Origin of the sequence: Paenibacillus sp. FSL H8-0457, assembly GCF_038051935.1 — a bacterium.
GTDB classification, from domain to species: Bacteria; Bacillota; Bacilli; order Paenibacillales; family Paenibacillaceae; genus Paenibacillus_AQ; species Paenibacillus_AQ lautus_A.
Window position 1 is genome coordinate 2,070,170 of record NZ_CP150293.1, and the last position, 16,122, is coordinate 2,086,291.

Consider the following 16,122-nt stretch of genomic DNA (forward strand, 5'->3'; position numbering starts at 1 on the left):
GTTCTGGAATTTCTTCCTGCATTTGTTGTATTGGTCTTTATTTTAGCTCTTTTCCAGACCCATTGCAAATGACCTGGCACCAGGTTGGATTGCCGGATTTGCGGGTTTGCAGTTTGGTATTGTGTCTGTTAGGGTAATGAATAGATCGTGGATTGAACGAAAATATGGAATGTAAGGGTGTCAGCATTGAAATTATCAAGAAGATTAACGAAAATTCTGGAGAAGATTCCGCGCGGCAGCAAACTTGCAGATATCGGTTCGGATCATGCCCTGCTGCCCGTGGCTGCCGTGGAGTGCGGAGCTGCGGTTCAAGCCGTCGCCGGTGAGGTAAATCCAGGACCTTACGAAGCTGCCGTCAAGCAGGTCATCGAATCAGGGATGACCGATGTCATCAGCGTGCGAAAAGGGGACGGATTGAATGTGCTCTCGGCCGGTGAGGCCGACGTTATTACCATTGCCGGCATGGGCGGCAGCCTGATTGCAGCGATTCTGGACCGCGGGATCGAGAAGCTGGCCGGCGTTCGCAGGCTTGTTTTACAGCCGAACGTGGGAGAGGACATTTTGCGCAGATGGCTGCATTCCCATGGCTGGGTGCTGATCGAGGAATGGATCCTTGAGGAAGACGGAAAAATTTACGAGGTGCTGGTCGCCGAGCCTTCGGATACAACCGACCTGACGAATGAACAGGTATACAAGGAAAGGACGATCGGAGACGGTGTCCGGCTTTCTGCGGACTGGCTGTTCCGTATGGGGCCTTGGTTGACGCAATCCCCGAATCCGATTTTCCACGATAAATGGACGTCGGAGATGGAGAAGATGGGGCATATACTTCAGTCGCTATCGCGTTCGGATCTGCCCACGGCAGCCGATAAGGCGAGCGAGATTCGATCGGATATCGAGTTTATTCAGGAGGTGCTGGCATGCTTGCCAAAGGACAAACCGTAATTCAATTCATGGAACAACTGGCCCCGAAGCACGTGGCCGAACCCGAGGACCGGATCGGGCTCCAGCTCGGAACTTTGCAAAAGGACATCCGCACGGTGCTGATTGCACTGGACGTGAATGACGAAGTGGTGGATGAAGCCATAGAGCTTGGGGCTGACCTGATTATCGCGCATCATGCGATTATCTACCGTCCGCTGAAGCAGCTGCAGACGGATACGCCGATGGGCAAGGTATACGAGAAGCTGATCAAACACGACATCGCGGTCTATGTAAGCCATACCAATCTGGACGTAACCGAGGGCGGCATGAACGATTGGATGGCGGAGGCGCTGGGCATCGAGGATACGTCGCCCATCCATGACATGCATAACGAGCAGCTGTCCAAGCTGGTGGTGTTTGTTCCGAAGAGCCACCATCAAGAGGTGCTGGATGCCGTGCTCGGAGCCGGCGCAGGCTGGATTGGAAATTACAGCCACTGCAGCTTCAATATCGAGGGCTTCGGTACCTTCGTTCCAAGAGAAGGCAGCACCCCTTTTCAAGGTAAAGAAGGAAAGATGGAACGGGCAGACGAGGTCCGGATCGAAACGATTGTTCCCCACACGATTAAGAACAAGGTCATCCAGGCTATGCTCAAGGCGCATCCTTATGAAGAGGTTGCCTACGATCTGTATAACATGGACCTGAAGGGAAGATCCCTCGGTCTTGGACGTGTCGGGAAGCTGAAGGAGCCCCTGACGCTGGCTGAGCTGGTCGACGTGGTAAAAGAGAAGCTGGAGGTCCCTCATGTTCGCGTCGTAGGAGAACTCGACCGTACCATACGCAAGGCAGCCGTTATCGGCGGCTCCGGAGGACGCTATATGATGAAGGCGCTGTTCCGGGGAGCAGACGTGCTGGTAACGGGTGATGTGGATTATCATACGGCACAGGATGCGCTGGCTGCAGGACTTACCATCATTGATCCGGGCCACAATGCCGAGAAGATCATGAAGGTCAAAGTTGCCGAGTGGATGGAGCAGAAGCTGCAGGAGCATAAGTACGAAACCCGGGTCGTGGCTTCCCGCATCAATACGGAGCCGTTCCAGTTTGTTTGATCTCCGATTGGGAAATTAATCAGCTATTGTTAATGTTTAATGGGTTGTGTACCGCTTCAAACCACTGTATAATATGTAATGTTGTCCGGAAAGTTTGACAGACAATCGCTGGCGGCCTCAAAGCCGCGAGAGGAAAGTCCGGGCTCCATAGGGCAGGGTGCTGGATAACGTCCAGTCAGCGCGAGTTGAAGGATAGTGCCACAGAAATGGACCGCCGATGGCCGCCTTAGGGCGGCACAGGCAAGGATGGAACCGAGGTGTAAGAGACCCCGAGGAACGCTGGTGACTTCGTTCCTGGTAAACCCCACCTGGAGCAAGACCTAATGGGACGCAGTCTCCTTCGAGGAGACAGCCTTAGCCCGAGGCGCGTCCGGGTTGGTCGCTTGAGCCGATTAGTAATGATCGGCCTAGATAGATGATTGTCGCTTATGGTGGCAGGGTAGTTCCCGCTATGACCACGAAGAGCACAGAACCCGGCTTACGGAAAACTTTCCCAACTGCACAACGTTTTTATGAATATGCTATGGTACAAACGCGTATTTTCTTTTCACTCCTTGCGGGGGGTGTACAGGAAATGCGCGTTTTTTCAAGTATCAGAAAGTGTAAACTTCGAAGCTTGGGTCTTCCTGATATCGCAAGAAAAACTTCCTCTAACCGCGGTCTGTCTTCCGAGAAAGTACGTCGATAGACGTTTTTCTTCTGGATTTGTGAAAATATTGGGAGATCATGTGCCCTGTACGGATAATCGTCCATACCAAATAGCCCTTGGGATAATAAGCTATAATCATCAACGGAAAGGAGATGCAAACACATGTCTTGTCATAACGATTATCCATGTCCTCCGGTGTCCCCGATTGTGTGCGATCCGATTGTAGTCGTGAGAGACCACTATGTACCGCAAATCGTACCGGTTATTCATCCTATAAAAGTGGTGGATAAGATTCACTGCGTCCCGGTAGAAAAACATCTGTACACGTACAGCGAAGAAGAAGTCGTAACCGAAAATGGAGGCTACGGCGGCGTTACGGTATCCGGCAAGCGTTCCAAGAAAGCTACAGTGCGTACCAGCCGTACCCGCCGGAAGAAATAAACATGATGGCATTGCCTCGGATAAAGAATAAAGCAGCCAACGCGAGAGGGCGGAAGCTGCTTTTTCTTTATCTTTTATTCGTTGAGCCGTTTAATTTGCGGAGCTCTTGTTCCAGATTGCGAAGGGTACGGCCGGGCCACATTTGAAGAGGCACTTCAGGGGCGCCAACCGCCTTCAAGGACTGGAAGATATCGATCTGACCGTGACCGTAATATTTATCCCTTCCCTTGTCGCCAAGATCCACCGCTTGATTGATCATGACGTCCATGACCTCTTGATTGGTCAGGTCAGGATTAAGGGAACGGATGAGCCCCGCCATGGCGGCTGCATGGGGACTGGCCATGGAGGTCCCGGATAGAGCAGCATATTGATTTCCCGGGAAGGTGCTTGCGATATTGGTCCCTGGAGCGGCCACATCGATGTAATCGCCGTAGTTGGAATATTCGGCCCGCTTCTGATTGGAATCCGTTGCGGCGACAGCCAGCACCTCCGGATAGGCGGCAGGATAGCCGGGGCGCTCCGTGTTGTCGTTGCCTGATGCGGCAACAAGCACAACGTCGCGATCATAGGCGTATTTAACGGCATCATGCAGGAACTGGGAGTCGGCATAGTTGCCAAGACTCATATTGATTACCTTGGCTCCGTGATCCGTGGCCCAAATAATGCCTTCCGCGACAGCATAGGTTGTTCCCGATCCGGATCCGTCGAGCGCTTTGACCGGCATGATTTTGTTGTACCAGCTAACGCCCGCAACGCCTTCGCCGTTGTTGACCAGGGCACCGATGATCCCGGCTACGTGCGTCCCGTGACCCACATCATCCAGCGGCTGTTTGTCTTTCTGGACAATGTTGTATCCTTCTACCAGTTGTCCGTCCAAATCGGAATGCTGAAGATCCACCCCTGTGTCAATTACGGCGATGATGACATCTTCGCTGCCTTTGGACAGATCCCAGCCCCGGTTTGTCTCGATGACGGGCAGATTCCATTGATATTCCGAAAACAGGAGATCATTCGGAATATTGACTTGGGCATTCGTCCCATCCGGGAAATCCGAGTTAACCCGGGATTGAGGGCTGCGATCATTGGTTAAATAAATGTAGTGAGGCTCCGTGTATTTGATTTTCCACTTCTGCTGGAAATAGGAGCGAAGCTTCTGGTAATCCATATCTTTGGAACGGAAAACATAGGCATAACCCAGTTTCCTTGGCGTTTCGCATGATATTTCCTTGGAGATATCCAACAGCTGCTGCTTTGACGGTTCATTTTGAAAGGACACCACGATTTCATTTTCGTAAAAATGACTGGCCTTTTCATTATCATGGCCGGTTTTGACGGTGATGTCGGAGAGGGTATCCGCATGGATGGACTCGACCCGGAATTTTCCTTCCTTCGGATACGGAATTAAGCGGAGATTCCGCTTCTGGTGATTGCTTACCTCTTGGAGCACGGCTTGATTGACCAGGGCGGCAGCGCCATATCTGCCATCCTTGGACGGTTCGGCCACAACAAAATAAGGCTGCCCCGCCGCGTTGAATTTGGGGGAATCATAAGGCTCCCCGCGTTTCAATTTCTGCTGCGCCAGTTGAAAATGATGAGCGATCCGATTTTTGTCGGTTTTGCTCATTTTGGGAAGCTGGCCTTGAATGTCCGCCATCTTGTTTTCCTTGAGGTTATACCAGCGTACTTGCTGAAAATGCTTGTGCATCTTTTGCTCTTTCTGCGTATACGCCTTGACTTGCCCCGCGCTGCGCAAAGAATCATTGTTCAGCATTTTACGGAGGTGTCCCCTGGCATCGAGACGGTTTAATTGATCCGTTGCCTGGATATCGCCCAGCATGGTAAAATGCTTGGCCTTGTTCTCCTGCTGGGGTTTTAAGGGCCGTGACGGTTCAGCCGTTGGAGCCGGCTGTTTCGAGCCGGGGATGAACAGCAAGATCAAAAGCGCGCCAATCACTGACGCTGCCCCTATAATGCTCCAAAAGGTACGAGATTTCACATATTTTCCTCCTCGCCGCATTTCAGGATTGTAAGTAGTCTTAGCGTGGGAAGAGTGTATCCTTTTTATGCGTGCAAGAAATCTTTAGTCAATAAGAGTGAATACGCCAAAAAAATGTACTAAAATTAACCTTGTAAGTGTATTCATGATAGGGATTTCGTTATCCCAAAATTTGTGTTAGGATAGTACATATTAGCATGACCGTCAGGCCATTTTGGCCTGCAGGTCACGACCATTTAAGGGGGATCTATCGTAATGCCAGCAGACAATCTTCAGAAATTATGCTCAGAATCCAGAGAAAAGTTGAAATCTGCTATTTCGATTATGGAAACGTTTTTGAATGAACATGCTTTATCTCAATTGGTAACGGAACAGGACGAGGAAACCGTTCACTTTTACAAAGGATTTCTGTCGGATGTTCGCCATTTGCTCGTATTTTCTGAAGTTTCCTATGAGAAGCTAGGCGTTGTACAGCGTCGCCCTAATTTTGATATCGATTTTGCCGAGAAGGCTTTGTATAATTTGTATCATCGCTGCGTGAACAGCTTCTTCTATCCCAAAAATGAAAGTTATTCCGAAGATGGCCGTTACGCCTACACCGGACAGGATGCCATCCGTTTCCGGAAGAAGCCGGTACGTCCCGCACGTGACGTCATCATGAACATTACCAAGATTTATGAAGAGCTTCGCGACGATCTTGCTTATTACGAGAGTGATTATTTGACGGAGCGCCGGATGCAATCCGAGAGAAGCCACGCTTAGTATAATTATGGAAGACTCAAGAGATGCCAGTCGTTGGCATCTCTTTTTTGCGTTCCGCGCCTAAGGCACCAACTGACAATCGTTATCGTGCATACCGGCCCTAAACATAGGAAAAAATGTTGACGAGGTGATGCTAAAATGGCCAACGAAGCCAAACCATTAGTGAAGTGCAGTGTCAGCAATTGCCATTACTGGGGAGAACAAAATTTATGTCATGCCGAGATGATTATGATCGAGATTGACCGTCATGCGAATGTGAAACTTAACGAAGAATATGGGGCAGAGCCTTACGTAGACGATCATCAGGATGTTGCTGACAAGTCTTCCGAGACCTGCTGTCTGACCTTCAAGCCGAAGGGCTGACGGACACAAGCTCCGGATAAAGTCCGGGTGCCGGGCACTTTAGGATGATGGAAATGGAGGAAGCGAGCTATGGATAAAAAACATCGCAAAAATAAAATGAAGGTTGTTCAAGGCAAGCGAAACCGGGTAGACTTCCCGCGGAAGGATCACCGCGAGGAATATGCTGCCGAGGTGGCTCCGCCGATGGAAACTTCGGTACGGCATGCAGACGAGGATAAGACGGATCTCTCCACCGGCCGGGCGGTCGGATACGTAGGCCTGGTATTAGGGATTGCTTCCTTGTTCATGTGGTCGGTCATTCTCGGACCTATCGCGGCTGTCGTGGGTTATTACGCATACAGCAAAGGCAGCAGAACGACAGGTGCTTGGTCCATAGGACTCGGCATTCTGGCGACGCTCAGTTATTTTATCTTGATTCCTTTCAGCAGATAATGATTGATTTATTTATCATCATTTAATATGGGCGGGTCAACCGGGAAGAAGGGTTGCTCCGCTATTTTTTTGTCGAATAGGTATAGCAGATTGTTCCAGTTCCGTGATAAAATAAGGACAAGTTTGAAATTTAACGGCAGAAAGTGAGTTAAACGATGCAAATAGATCCGATATCATGGAAGCAAATAACGGATGTATCACAGATGAATACGAATTCCACCGAATCGTCAGCCGGATTTGTCAATGTGCTGAGCAGCCTGCTTAACGAAGAATCCACTTCCAAACCGGTTGAACGTTCCATGACACAGCTGGCGCCCGGCGTCACCTTTAAGGACGGGCTGTTGTGGCAGCAGTTAGGCGTTGTGAATGAATCCGTTTCGTCGAGCATCTCGATAGAAGCAGAGATCAACGACACCGGGGCAACAAAGCCCACGACTTTTGAGGATTTAATTACGGCGGCAGGGGAACGCTATGGCGTGCCGGTATCGTTGATCAAAGCGGTCATCGACGCGGAATCCTCGTTTAATCCGCATGCGGTCTCGTCTGCAGGTGCCAAGGGACTGATGCAGCTCATGGACGGTACGGCGAGAGGACTCGGGGTAAGCAACCCTTTTGATCCGGCTCAGAACATCGAGGGCGGCACCAAATATTTGTCCAATCTGATCCAACGGTTTGGCGGAGAGATAGCCATGGTGCTTGCTGCCTATAATGCAGGACCGACACGCGTCGCGGGTTTGGGTGTATCCAGCGATGAAGAGCTGATGTCCGTGGCTCATGAATTGCCCAAGGAAACCCAGGCATACATTAGCAAAGTCATGAACGCCCAGTCGAAATACGCATTGTAGTCCGATTGGGGCGAATAGTAATCTGATAGAGGATCAAACGATAAGCGCCGCTTTGTCCAAGGCAAGATGGAGTGCGGCTTTACCGTTTGGTCTTTTTGTGTAAATATAAAGGTCTGGAATCATAAGCTATGCAATCTGCGATGCGTAAGATGGAAAGGGGAAATTACCTTGATATATTGGGATCACGCTGCAACGACCCCTCCTTTTGATGAAGTGGTGGACACGATGGCGGAAGTCATGAAGCTTCATTATGCTAACCCGTCAGCCCTTCACCGTTCAGGCGAAGCGGCCGCCAAATTGCAGAAAAGGGCAAGAGAGGTGTGCTCAGCCGCGCTGGACGTTCAGCCGGATGAGATCGTATTTACGTCCGGGGCAACCGAGGGCAATAACATGGCGATAAAAGGGGCTGCGATGCAGTACAGCAGCCGGGGCAAGCATATCATCACGACGGGAACCGAGCATCCGTCCGTATATGAATGCTGCAGACAGCTGGAAACGCTGGGCTGGGAAGTGACGTACCTTCCCGTGGATGCCGAAGGCGTGGTGGATCTGGCTGCCTTGACCGAAGCGGTCCGTAAAGATACGGTGCTGGTCAGCATCATGCATGTGAATAATGAAACGGGGGCCGTACAGCCGCTGGCGGAAGTGGGGCGTATCGTGAAGGAGCGGAACCCACGCACGCTGCTGCATGTCGATGGCGTACAGGGATTCGGCAAGCTCCCGGTCTCGCTATCCGGGTGGCAGGCCGATTTGTACAGCTTGTCCGCACATAAGTTCAACGGTCCAAGGGGAATGGGGGTGCTGTACATCAGGCAAGGCGTGCAGCTCTTTCCCTTGATATCCGGCGGATCCCAGGAGAGTGGGCATCGGGCGGGCACGGAGAATGTTGCCGGAGCGGTAGCGATGTCGAAGGCCATGCGATTGTCCAGGGAAAATCAGCCTGAGCTTTATGCCAGGATGACGGAGATCAGGGAGCTGCTGTTTCAGGGCATCCGCAAAATTCCGGGCTTGGTGTTAAACAGCAGCGAGCAGAGCGCACCGCACATCATTCATTTTTCGTATCCGGGATTAAAACCCGAGGTGATGGTCCATGCTCTGGAAGAGATGGGCATGCTCGTATCGACCAAATCGGCTTGTTCGTCCAAATTAAGCGAACCCAGCCGGGTGCTGTTGGCGATGGGAAAAGACATGGAGGCAGCTTCCTCCGGAATTCGTATCAGTCTTGGCAAGGAGCATCAGCTGGGCGATGCAGCGCGGCTGGTCGAGGTATTGGCGAAAGTTTGCGGGAACCTGCGTCCCGTCATAGAAAGAGAGGGTAATCGGAGATGACTTACGATAAACTGCTGCTTCGCTTTGGCGAGTTTACCCTGAAAGGCAAAAACCGCAACCGGTTCGAGAGATCGGTGCTGAATCATATTCGAAGCGTGCTCAGACCGTATCCGGGCGCGAAAATCATCAAGGAATACGGCCGCCTGTACGTCGAGCTTAACGGAGAGTCTCCCGAGGCGCTGATTCAAGTGCTGAAGAAGGTATTTGGCCTGGTTTCGATCAGTCCGGTTCGCGTTTGTTCTTCGGAACCTGAACGCATTATCGAAACAGCGGTTGAATTTGTGGGGCAGAAGGAACTGGAAGGCACGGTAACCTTCAAGGTCAATGCCAGAAGAGTATGGAAGCAATTCCCTCATTCCTCGCAAGAGATGAATCATTTGGTCGGATCTCCATTGCTGCGGACCTATCCCCAGCTTAAAGTGAAAGTGAAGCAGCCCGATATGGAGCTGCGCGTGGAAATTCGGGAGAACGAGACGTATTTGTACTATGAAGTGATTCCCGGCGCCGGCGGTTACCCCCTTGGTACGAACGGGAAGGCGATGCTGCTCCTCTCCGGAGGAATTGACAGTCCTGTAGCGGGCTGGTCAGCGATGCGCAGGGGACTTGAAATTGAGTGCGTCCACTTCTACAGCTTCCCCTACACCAGCCAGCTTGCGAAGGAAAAGGTCATGGAGTTAACGAGGCTGCTATCGGGCTATACAGGAAAAATCAAGCTTCACCTGGTGCCGTTTACCGATGTGCAGACCTCCTTTGTCGGCATCGGCCAGGATAATCTGATCATTACTTTTATGCGCAGAGCCATGTTACGGATTGCTTCCTTGCTTGCTGAGCGGGAAGGGGCACTGGCGATCGTGACCGGGGATAGCCTGGGACAAGTGGCCAGCCAAACGCTGCCGAGCATGAATGTGATCGGAAGAGCTACCGAACTGCCGCTGCTCAGGCCGCTCGTCATGATGGATAAGAACGACATCATCAACATTGCAATGGACATCGGCACATTTGACACGTCGATTCTGCCGTATGAGGATTGCTGCACGTTGTTTGTTCCTAAATCGCCGACCACCAATCCGAATCTGAAGATTATCGAGAAGGTGGAGGCTTCGCTTACCGAGCTGCCTGCCTTGATTCAAGCGGCGGTTGAAGGCACGGAGACCGTGATCATCACGCCGGACAGTAAGATCGGCGAGCTTGGCGAGAAGCGTGAGGAGCCCGTAGTCAACGAAGACTGGTTCTAAATCGTATGAAGCGGCGGCTGCCATGGCGCCGCCGACAGAGCGTCTTATGCTATTCGATTAGATAAAAACCATAAAAACGCCCCGAGGCTTATCATAAGCCTCGGGGCGTTTTGATGATATGTTGAGACCGTTAGGACAGGGTGGACGACTGACGGCGAGCGGCTGATTTTTTTTTCAGATGTCCTGCCGTCAGCACGCCGACGATGATGGCGGCAATGAACAGATACTTTATAATCTGGTGCCCTTCAAAGTACCCCATAAAATGCTTCTCCTCGGTAATCATGGAGGATGCCGTATATGCAAGCACCGCTGAACCTACATAGATAATCCATGGGAAGCGGTTGATCAGCTTGATGAACAGGGTGCTGCCCCATACCACGATGGGAACGCTGATGAGCAGGCCCAGGGTTACAAGGATCATGTTATGTTTGGCCGCGCCGGCAACGGCAATGACGTTGTCCAGGCCCATGGCGGCATCGGCTACAATGATGGTGCGGATGGCCGCGCCCAGGTTGTTGCCAGCCTTGATATTGCCGTGATCATTATTGTCGTCGGTCAACAGCTTGTAAGCAATGCCGATCAGGAGCACGCCTCCCACAAGCAGAAGCCAAGGGATGTTGAGCAGCCAAACGACAAGGATGGTGGCTATGATGCGGAGAATTACAGCACCTGCCGTACCGTAGATAATGGCTTTTTTCTGGGTTTCCTTCGGAAGATTGCGTGCCGCAAGGCCGATCACGATGGCGTTGTCCCCGGCCAATATCAAATCCAAAAACACAATGTTGATTAGTGCAAGAAAAAATTCAGCGGCTGTGGTTTCCATGAATGTCACTCCTCTTAGAATACGTTCCACCATTAAACAAAGTGGATTTATTATAGGCCTATTTTTCCTGATGTGCAAGCATAGCCTGGACAAAAACCACATATGTGTAGAGTGGGGGTGTTGTTCTGGTGGAGACGATTTTTTTGTTGGGACAAATATTAGTGATCAATCTTGTACTCAGCGGCGACAATGCCTTGGTCATTGCTATGGCCAGCAAGGATCTTCCGGAAATACACCGCAAACGGGCGGTTTGGATCGGGACGGCGGGGGCTGTACTTTTGCGCTGCATTCTGACTTTTGTGGCCGTTCTGCTGTTGAAAATTCCGTTTCTGCAGGCTGGCGGCGCATTGCTGCTCATTTGGATCGCGGTCAAACTGATGATGCAAAAGGAACATGATCCTGCGAGCATGGCCAGGGCTTCCACGATATGGGGCGCGGTCAATACGATTCTGATCGCCGATTTTGTCATGAGCCTGGACAATGTCTTGGCAATCGCGGGGCTTGCCAATGGCGATCTCTCCCTGATTGTCATCGGGATTATATTAAGCATTCCAATTGTTGTATGGGGAAGCGGGATGATCTCCAGGCTGCTTCAAAAGTTTCCCGTACTGCTCTATATAGGTGCCGGTATTCTAGCTTTTACAGCAGGCGAAATGCTCATACAGGATTCTCGCGTCGGCTTGTTGCTGGCTTATTGGATGCCCTATGCGCACAGCTTGCTGCCGATTATCGTTGCGGGTTTCGTTGTTCTCATCGGCGGATTGCAGACGGTAAGACGGACCGGCGCGTAAACGGGGACATTTCTGCAGGCTGCGGTGTTGGACATACTCATGCGGTAGCTGAAACCGGATAGATGGACGACTGTCTCGCGCAGTCGTCCATTTTTTTGTGATGCTAGGCCGATGCCTCGTTGACCGGGCGGGGTAATTTTTAAGCGGAACAAGCTCGGGATATGGTTTTTTTTGTCGGTTTGGGCTAAAATTAACGTAACTGCTTCTGTTAGAAACCGCTGTTTATGGTGATACATATATTGAAGAGAGGGTGATCAAATGTCCTCCAGAAAAGATTTGGCATTGGGTATTTTCATCGTTGTCGCTGGAGTCGTTATTTTGCTCGGCAAGCTTGGCGTGTTCGGATTTCTGGGCAGAACGTTATGGCCGCTCGTCCTGCTGCTGCCGGGTATTTTTTTGCATATCCTGTTTTTTGGTCGCCGGGCTTCTGCCGCCGTTCTGATTCCGGGCGGTATTCTGACGGTATACGGGCTTCTGTTCTTCATATGCAATATGGGCGGCTGGGGACTAATGGCTTCATTATGGCCTGTTCTCATTCTCGGTGTGGCCGTAGGCCTGTTTGAGTATTATCTGTACGAGAGCCCGCGTCCCGGCGCTGCACTGCCGATTGCGCTTGGTTTGACGGCGCTTTCCGTTGTGATATTCATCTTCACCTGGCTTCAGACAGGAGCGTTCTACATTATTGCGCTGATCTTGATCGCTGCGGGCGCTTGGATGATCTTCGGCCGCAATCGTCCGAGACGCAATAATAAATGGAGCCGAGGCTGGTAATCGGGAAGAGGTAAAAGTTGCTGGAAGTTTTCTGAAAAGACTTGATTTTCCCGCTCGTTTACCTATATTATAGGATGTATGTTGAAGCGTCGGCATGTCGTCCGGCGCTTTCTTTGTGGCTCATTCGAATAGAAGGGATTTGAGATATATTTATGCAATCAAGAGATCAGATTCGCAACATTGCCATTATTGCTCACGTTGACCATGGCAAAACAACACTTGTAGACCAACTGCTGCAGCAGTCCGGTATTTTCCGGGAGCATGAGACCCTGCAGGAGCGCGCGATGGACTCCAATGATTTGGAGCGCGAACGCGGTATTACCATCCTAGCCAAAAATACGGCTATTACGTATAAAGATTTCTTGATCAACATCGTGGATACGCCTGGACACGCCGATTTCGGCGGTGAAGTCGAACGTATCATGAAAATGGTCGACGGCGTTCTGCTCGTTGTTGACGCATACGAAGGCTGCATGCCTCAGACCAAGTTCGTTCTGGGCAAAGCGCTTGCCCATAACTTGACGCCGATCGTCGTTGTAAACAAGATCGACCGTCCGGCTGCTCGCCCAGCTGAAGTGATCGATGAAGTGCTTGACCTGTTCATTGAGCTTGGAGCGAACGACGACCAGTTGGATTTCCCCGTAGTATATGCATCTGCCCTAAACGGTACTTCTAGCATGGATCCGGAGAAGCAAGACGATAACATGCTTGCTCTTTACGAAACCATTATCGACCATATCCCTTCCCCTACCGAGAAAGTGGACGAGCCTCTGCAGTTCCTCGTTACCTTGATGGATTACAATGAATATCTGGGCCGTATCGCCGTCGGCCGCGTGAATCGCGGGGTCATTAAGCAAGGCCAACCGGTTGCCGTTATGCTTAGAGACGGTTCCACCAAGAATGCCCGTATCGAGAAGCTGTTCGGTTTCCAGGGACTGAAGCGGATCGAGGTTGCCGAAGCAGGCGCTGGCGACATCGTGGCGATCGCAGGCATCAAAGACATCAACATCGGAGAAACCATTGCGGATCCGCAGCATCCGGAAGCCCTCCCGGTTCTCAAAATTGACGAGCCTACCCTGCAAATGACGTTCCTGGTGAACAACAGTCCTTTTGCCGGACGCGAAGGCAAATGGGTGACATCCCGCAAGCTTCGTGACCGTCTCTTCAAAGAACTGGAAACGGACGTCAGCTTGCGAGTGGATGAAACGGACAGCCCGGATGCCTATATCGTTTCGGGACGCGGCGAGCTTCACCTCAGTATCCTGATTGAGAATATGCGTCGTGAAGGCTATGAGCTTCAAGTATCCAAGCCTGAAGTTATCGTAAGGGAAATCGATGGCGTCAAAATGGAACCGATCGAACGCCTCCTGATTGACGTGCCGGAAGAGAGCATGGGCGCCGTTATGGAAAGCCTTGGAACACGCAAGGCCGAAATGGTGAACATGGTGAACAACGGAAACGGTCAAGTCCGTCTGGAATTCCTGATTCCGGCTCGCGGGCTTATCGGCTACCGCACCCATTTCTTGACGCTGACACGCGGCTACGGCATTATGAACCACGCGTTCGACAGCTATGGCCCGCTGGTTGGCGGCCAAGTGGGCGGACGCCATCAAGGCGTGCTGGTTTCCACGGAAAACGGATCTTCGACGTTCTACGGCATGATGTCGGTTGAAGACCGCGGAACCCTGTTCCTGGAACCGGGGACCGAGATTTATGAAGGCATGATCGTCGGGGAGCATACCCGCGACAACGATATCGTCGTCAATATTTGTAAAGAGAAGCAATTGACCAACGTTCGTTCGGCAACGAAGGACGATACGGTGAAATTGAAAACACCGGTCATCTTCTCGCTTGAGCAAGCTCTGGAATACTTGAACGACGACGAGTATTGCGAGATTACGCCGAAATCCGTTCGTCTCCGCAAGAAGATTTTGAACAAGAGTGAGCGCGAACGCGCAGAAAAACATCGTAAAATGGCGCAAGCAAATCTATAATAGATAGAGATCTACTTGCCCAAAAGGAGTGAACCTATCATGCAGGAATGGTTTGCCGCGCATCCGCTCGTTTCGTATATCGTCATTTTTGTGCTGATCACCTATGTTTACAACAAGGTATTCCGAGTGAAGCAGAAGCTTCCTCTGTTGAAGGAGATTCTCCTGTATATCTTGATGGCCCTGGGTTCGGCGATACTGCTTGTGTTTCAGATCGATAAGCTGCCGATTATCCAATGCTTGTTGGTCGCTGTGGCGTTGATGCTGATGGTGCGTATTCGATACTTTGTTGAAGATCGACAGAAGAAGAAGGCTCAAGCCGAGCCGAAGTCATAAGGTTTGTAGAAATTTAGCAATTCAGGCAACAACCATACGGCAACTTTTTGTCAGTCCCCATCGTTTATAAGAGAGAGAAGTCAACCATGGTCCGGTAAATGCTTCGAAATTTGAAGCGTTTATCGGACATTCATCTAATTTGAATGAAATCAGGTGTTATGATATGAATCCTACTCATACCAATCTCCCTCCAAGAGCCAAAAGTGGGGGGAAGGGCAAGAAACAGCCAGTTCCTAAAAAGAAAAAAAGCCCATGGAAATCATTTTTTAAATTTATTCTGATCGTACTGCTAATCGCGGTTTTGGCTGCAGCAGGTTATGCCGGGTATCTGTACATCAAAGGGAATCAGGTCATCGAGAAAAGCGGGATCGACAAGCCGGTAGCTCCGGGCCATTCCGCGAAAGAAAAACCGATTACCGTGCTGCTCTTGGGAACCGATCATCGTCCGGAGACAGGGACGTACCTGACGGACGTGGTGATGGTCGCCTCCATGCATCCGGAAACCAATACGTCGACGCTGGTATCCCTGCCGCGGGATACGCTGATTGAACTTGAAGGATACAAGGCGACGAAGCTGAACGCCTACTACCCAAGATTTAAAGCAGCTTATAAAGCAGCCGAGAAAAAAGAGCCCGGCAGCGGCATTCCGGCTGAAGAAGAAATGAAAGTCATGATGAGCAAATATCTTGGCGTTAATATCGATTATGTAACGGTCATCGATTTTCAGGGTTTCCGCGACGTCGTGGATACCTTCGGCGGGGTGGATGTTAACGTACAATACAACATGTGCCACCGAGATTCCGTGGATGGAACCGACATCAACCTGACGGTGGGTCCGCAAAAGCTGGATGGCAAGAAGGCGCTAGACTATGTGCGTTACCGCAAATCAATGAACTGTAATCCGAAGACCAAGGAGTCTAACGACTTTGATCGCAATGCACGCCAAAGCGAAGTGTTGCATTCCTTGCTGGACAAGATGAAATCGTTCGGCGGCGTTACGAAGGTCGGCAATGCGCTCGATGCGGTCAGCGACAACATGACCACCGATTTCGAGCAGGAGCAAATCCGGAATTTGCTTGCGACTTATTATGATATTGGCAAAGAAGACGTTAAATTTATGCCGATTACCGGTGAGTGGAGAAGTCCTAACGTTTACATTAATGCAAATGAACTCGATGCAGCCAAACAAGCGCTGCAAGATGAGCTTGCAGGGAAACACAACGCCGGCGATCAAGGAACAGAAGCGGATTCTGCAACGGCCCCGTGACAATTGAAGGCAAGTTTTATCGTATGTTATAATACAATGTATCAGATGGAGATCA

General features: G+C 50.9%; 16 protein-coding genes and 1 other RNA gene. 15 read left to right on the forward strand and 2 right to left on the reverse strand.

The annotated features are described in order from the left end of the window. Positions 1-186: 186 nt before the first annotated feature. From MHI43_RS08925 to MHI43_RS08940, 4 genes are all read left to right on the forward strand, one after another. Entirely contained in the window at positions 187-945 is a 759-nt protein-coding gene (locus tag MHI43_RS08925; RefSeq protein WP_036666054.1) for a tRNA (adenine(22)-N(1))-methyltransferase TrmK, read from the forward strand. After that, complete coding sequence (locus MHI43_RS08930; RefSeq protein WP_036666052.1) at positions 921-2,036, forward strand: Nif3-like dinuclear metal center hexameric protein; 1,116 nt, start codon at positions 921-923, stop codon at positions 2,034-2,036. The genes MHI43_RS08925 and MHI43_RS08930 overlap by 25 nt, the downstream gene beginning before the upstream one ends. An 89-nt stretch (positions 2,037-2,125) precedes the next feature. Continuing rightward, positions 2,126-2,532: RNase P RNA component class A (gene rnpB, locus MHI43_RS08935), an RNA gene on the forward strand. Between the two features lie 315 nt (positions 2,533-2,847). Next, on the forward strand, positions 2,848-3,126 hold the full coding sequence (locus tag MHI43_RS08940) for a hypothetical protein (protein ID WP_015734209.1): 279 nt from the start codon (positions 2,848-2,850) through the stop codon (positions 3,124-3,126). A 67-nt stretch (positions 3,127-3,193) separates the two neighbouring features. Here MHI43_RS08940 and MHI43_RS08945 read toward each other — a convergent pair whose 3' ends face one another. Next, positions 3,194-5,122 carry a S8 family peptidase gene (locus MHI43_RS08945; RefSeq protein WP_036666050.1) on the reverse strand — a complete coding sequence of 643 codons (1,929 nt, stop codon included), beginning with the start codon at positions 5,120-5,122 and terminating at the stop codon, positions 3,194-3,196. A gap of 255 nt (positions 5,123-5,377) precedes the next feature. Between MHI43_RS08945 and MHI43_RS08950 the strand changes: the two genes are divergently transcribed. The 6 genes from MHI43_RS08950 (at position 5,378) to thiI (ending at position 10,088) form a co-directional block, all read left to right on the forward strand. After that, a complete protein-coding gene (locus MHI43_RS08950; protein WP_009592128.1) occupies positions 5,378-5,884 on the forward strand; it encodes a YpuI family protein in 507 nt (168 codons plus the stop codon). Positions 5,885-6,022: 138 nt separating this feature from the next. After that, the gene (locus tag MHI43_RS08955; RefSeq protein WP_006209042.1) at positions 6,023-6,247 is read left to right on the forward strand and encodes a DUF1540 domain-containing protein; all 225 of its coding nucleotides are present in this window, start codon (positions 6,023-6,025) and stop codon (positions 6,245-6,247) included. 69 nt (positions 6,248-6,316) lie between these two features. After that, on the forward strand, positions 6,317-6,679 hold the full coding sequence (locus MHI43_RS08960; RefSeq protein ID WP_009592139.1) for a hypothetical protein: 363 nt from the start codon (positions 6,317-6,319) through the stop codon (positions 6,677-6,679). A 155-nt stretch (positions 6,680-6,834) separates the two neighbouring features. Continuing rightward, on the forward strand, positions 6,835-7,524 hold the full coding sequence (locus tag MHI43_RS08965; protein ID WP_036666048.1) for a lytic transglycosylase domain-containing protein: 690 nt from the start codon (positions 6,835-6,837) through the stop codon (positions 7,522-7,524). A gap of 168 nt (positions 7,525-7,692) precedes the next feature. Further along, positions 7,693-8,853: a cysteine desulfurase family protein gene (locus tag MHI43_RS08970; protein ID WP_036666047.1), complete on the forward strand. Its 1,161-nt coding sequence runs from the start codon at positions 7,693-7,695 to the stop codon at positions 8,851-8,853. Next, positions 8,850-10,088 (forward strand): tRNA uracil 4-sulfurtransferase ThiI, encoded by a 1,239-nt coding sequence (gene thiI, locus MHI43_RS08975; protein WP_036666046.1) that lies wholly within the window; start codon positions 8,850-8,852, stop codon positions 10,086-10,088. The genes MHI43_RS08970 and thiI overlap by 4 nt, the downstream gene beginning before the upstream one ends. Positions 10,089-10,218: 130 nt before the next feature. Here thiI and MHI43_RS08980 read toward each other — a convergent pair whose 3' ends face one another. Next, on the reverse strand, positions 10,219-10,911 hold the full coding sequence (locus MHI43_RS08980) for a TerC family protein (protein ID WP_036666045.1): 693 nt from the start codon (positions 10,909-10,911) through the stop codon (positions 10,219-10,221). 128 nt (positions 10,912-11,039) lie between these two features. Here MHI43_RS08980 and MHI43_RS08985 point away from each other — a divergent pair, with 128 nt between their 5' ends. The 5 genes from MHI43_RS08985 to MHI43_RS09005 all read left to right on the forward strand — a co-directional run bounded on the left by MHI43_RS08985 (position 11,040) and on the right by MHI43_RS09005 (position 16,067). Continuing rightward, on the forward strand, positions 11,040-11,702 hold the full coding sequence (locus tag MHI43_RS08985) for a TerC family protein (RefSeq protein WP_036666043.1): 663 nt from the start codon (positions 11,040-11,042) through the stop codon (positions 11,700-11,702). Positions 11,703-11,960: 258 nt separating this feature from the next. Next, a complete protein-coding gene (locus tag MHI43_RS08990; protein WP_015734216.1) occupies positions 11,961-12,473 on the forward strand; it encodes a hypothetical protein in 513 nt (170 codons plus the stop codon). 152 nt (positions 12,474-12,625) lie between these two features. Beyond that, entirely contained in the window at positions 12,626-14,467 is a 1,842-nt protein-coding gene (gene typA, locus MHI43_RS08995) for a translational GTPase TypA (RefSeq protein ID WP_009592389.1), read from the forward strand. 39 nt (positions 14,468-14,506) lie between these two features. Beyond that, positions 14,507-14,800, forward strand: a complete 294-nt coding sequence (locus tag MHI43_RS09000) for a YlaH-like family protein (protein ID WP_009592386.1) — start codon at positions 14,507-14,509, stop codon at positions 14,798-14,800. Positions 14,801-14,963: 163 nt separating this feature from the next. Next, a complete protein-coding gene (locus MHI43_RS09005; RefSeq protein WP_036666040.1) occupies positions 14,964-16,067 on the forward strand; it encodes an LCP family protein in 1,104 nt (367 codons plus the stop codon). Positions 16,068-16,122: the final 55 nt, after the last annotated feature.

Coding starts and splice junctions, on each gene's coding strand:
- MHI43_RS08950 (WP_009592128.1), top strand. CDS start 5,378: ATGCCAGCAGACAATCTTCAGAAATTATGCTCAGAATCCAGAGAAAAG.
- MHI43_RS08940 (WP_015734209.1), top strand. CDS start 2,848: ATGTCTTGTCATAACGATTATCCATGTCCTCCGGTGTCCCCGATTGTG.
- MHI43_RS09005 (WP_036666040.1), top strand. CDS start 14,964: ATGAATCCTACTCATACCAATCTCCCTCCAAGAGCCAAAAGTGGGGGG.
- thiI (WP_036666046.1), top strand. CDS start 8,850: ATGACTTACGATAAACTGCTGCTTCGCTTTGGCGAGTTTACCCTGAAA.
- MHI43_RS08955 (WP_006209042.1), top strand. CDS start 6,023: ATGGCCAACGAAGCCAAACCATTAGTGAAGTGCAGTGTCAGCAATTGC.
- MHI43_RS08930 (WP_036666052.1), top strand. CDS start 921: ATGCTTGCCAAAGGACAAACCGTAATTCAATTCATGGAACAACTGGCC.
- MHI43_RS08980 (WP_036666045.1), bottom strand. CDS start 10,911: ATGGAAACCACAGCCGCTGAATTTTTTCTTGCACTAATCAACATTGTG.
- MHI43_RS08990 (WP_015734216.1), top strand. CDS start 11,961: ATGTCCTCCAGAAAAGATTTGGCATTGGGTATTTTCATCGTTGTCGCT.
- MHI43_RS09000 (WP_009592386.1), top strand. CDS start 14,507: ATGCAGGAATGGTTTGCCGCGCATCCGCTCGTTTCGTATATCGTCATT.
- MHI43_RS08965 (WP_036666048.1), top strand. CDS start 6,835: ATGCAAATAGATCCGATATCATGGAAGCAAATAACGGATGTATCACAG.
- typA (WP_009592389.1), top strand. CDS start 12,626: ATGCAATCAAGAGATCAGATTCGCAACATTGCCATTATTGCTCACGTT.
- MHI43_RS08960 (WP_009592139.1), top strand. CDS start 6,317: ATGGATAAAAAACATCGCAAAAATAAAATGAAGGTTGTTCAAGGCAAG.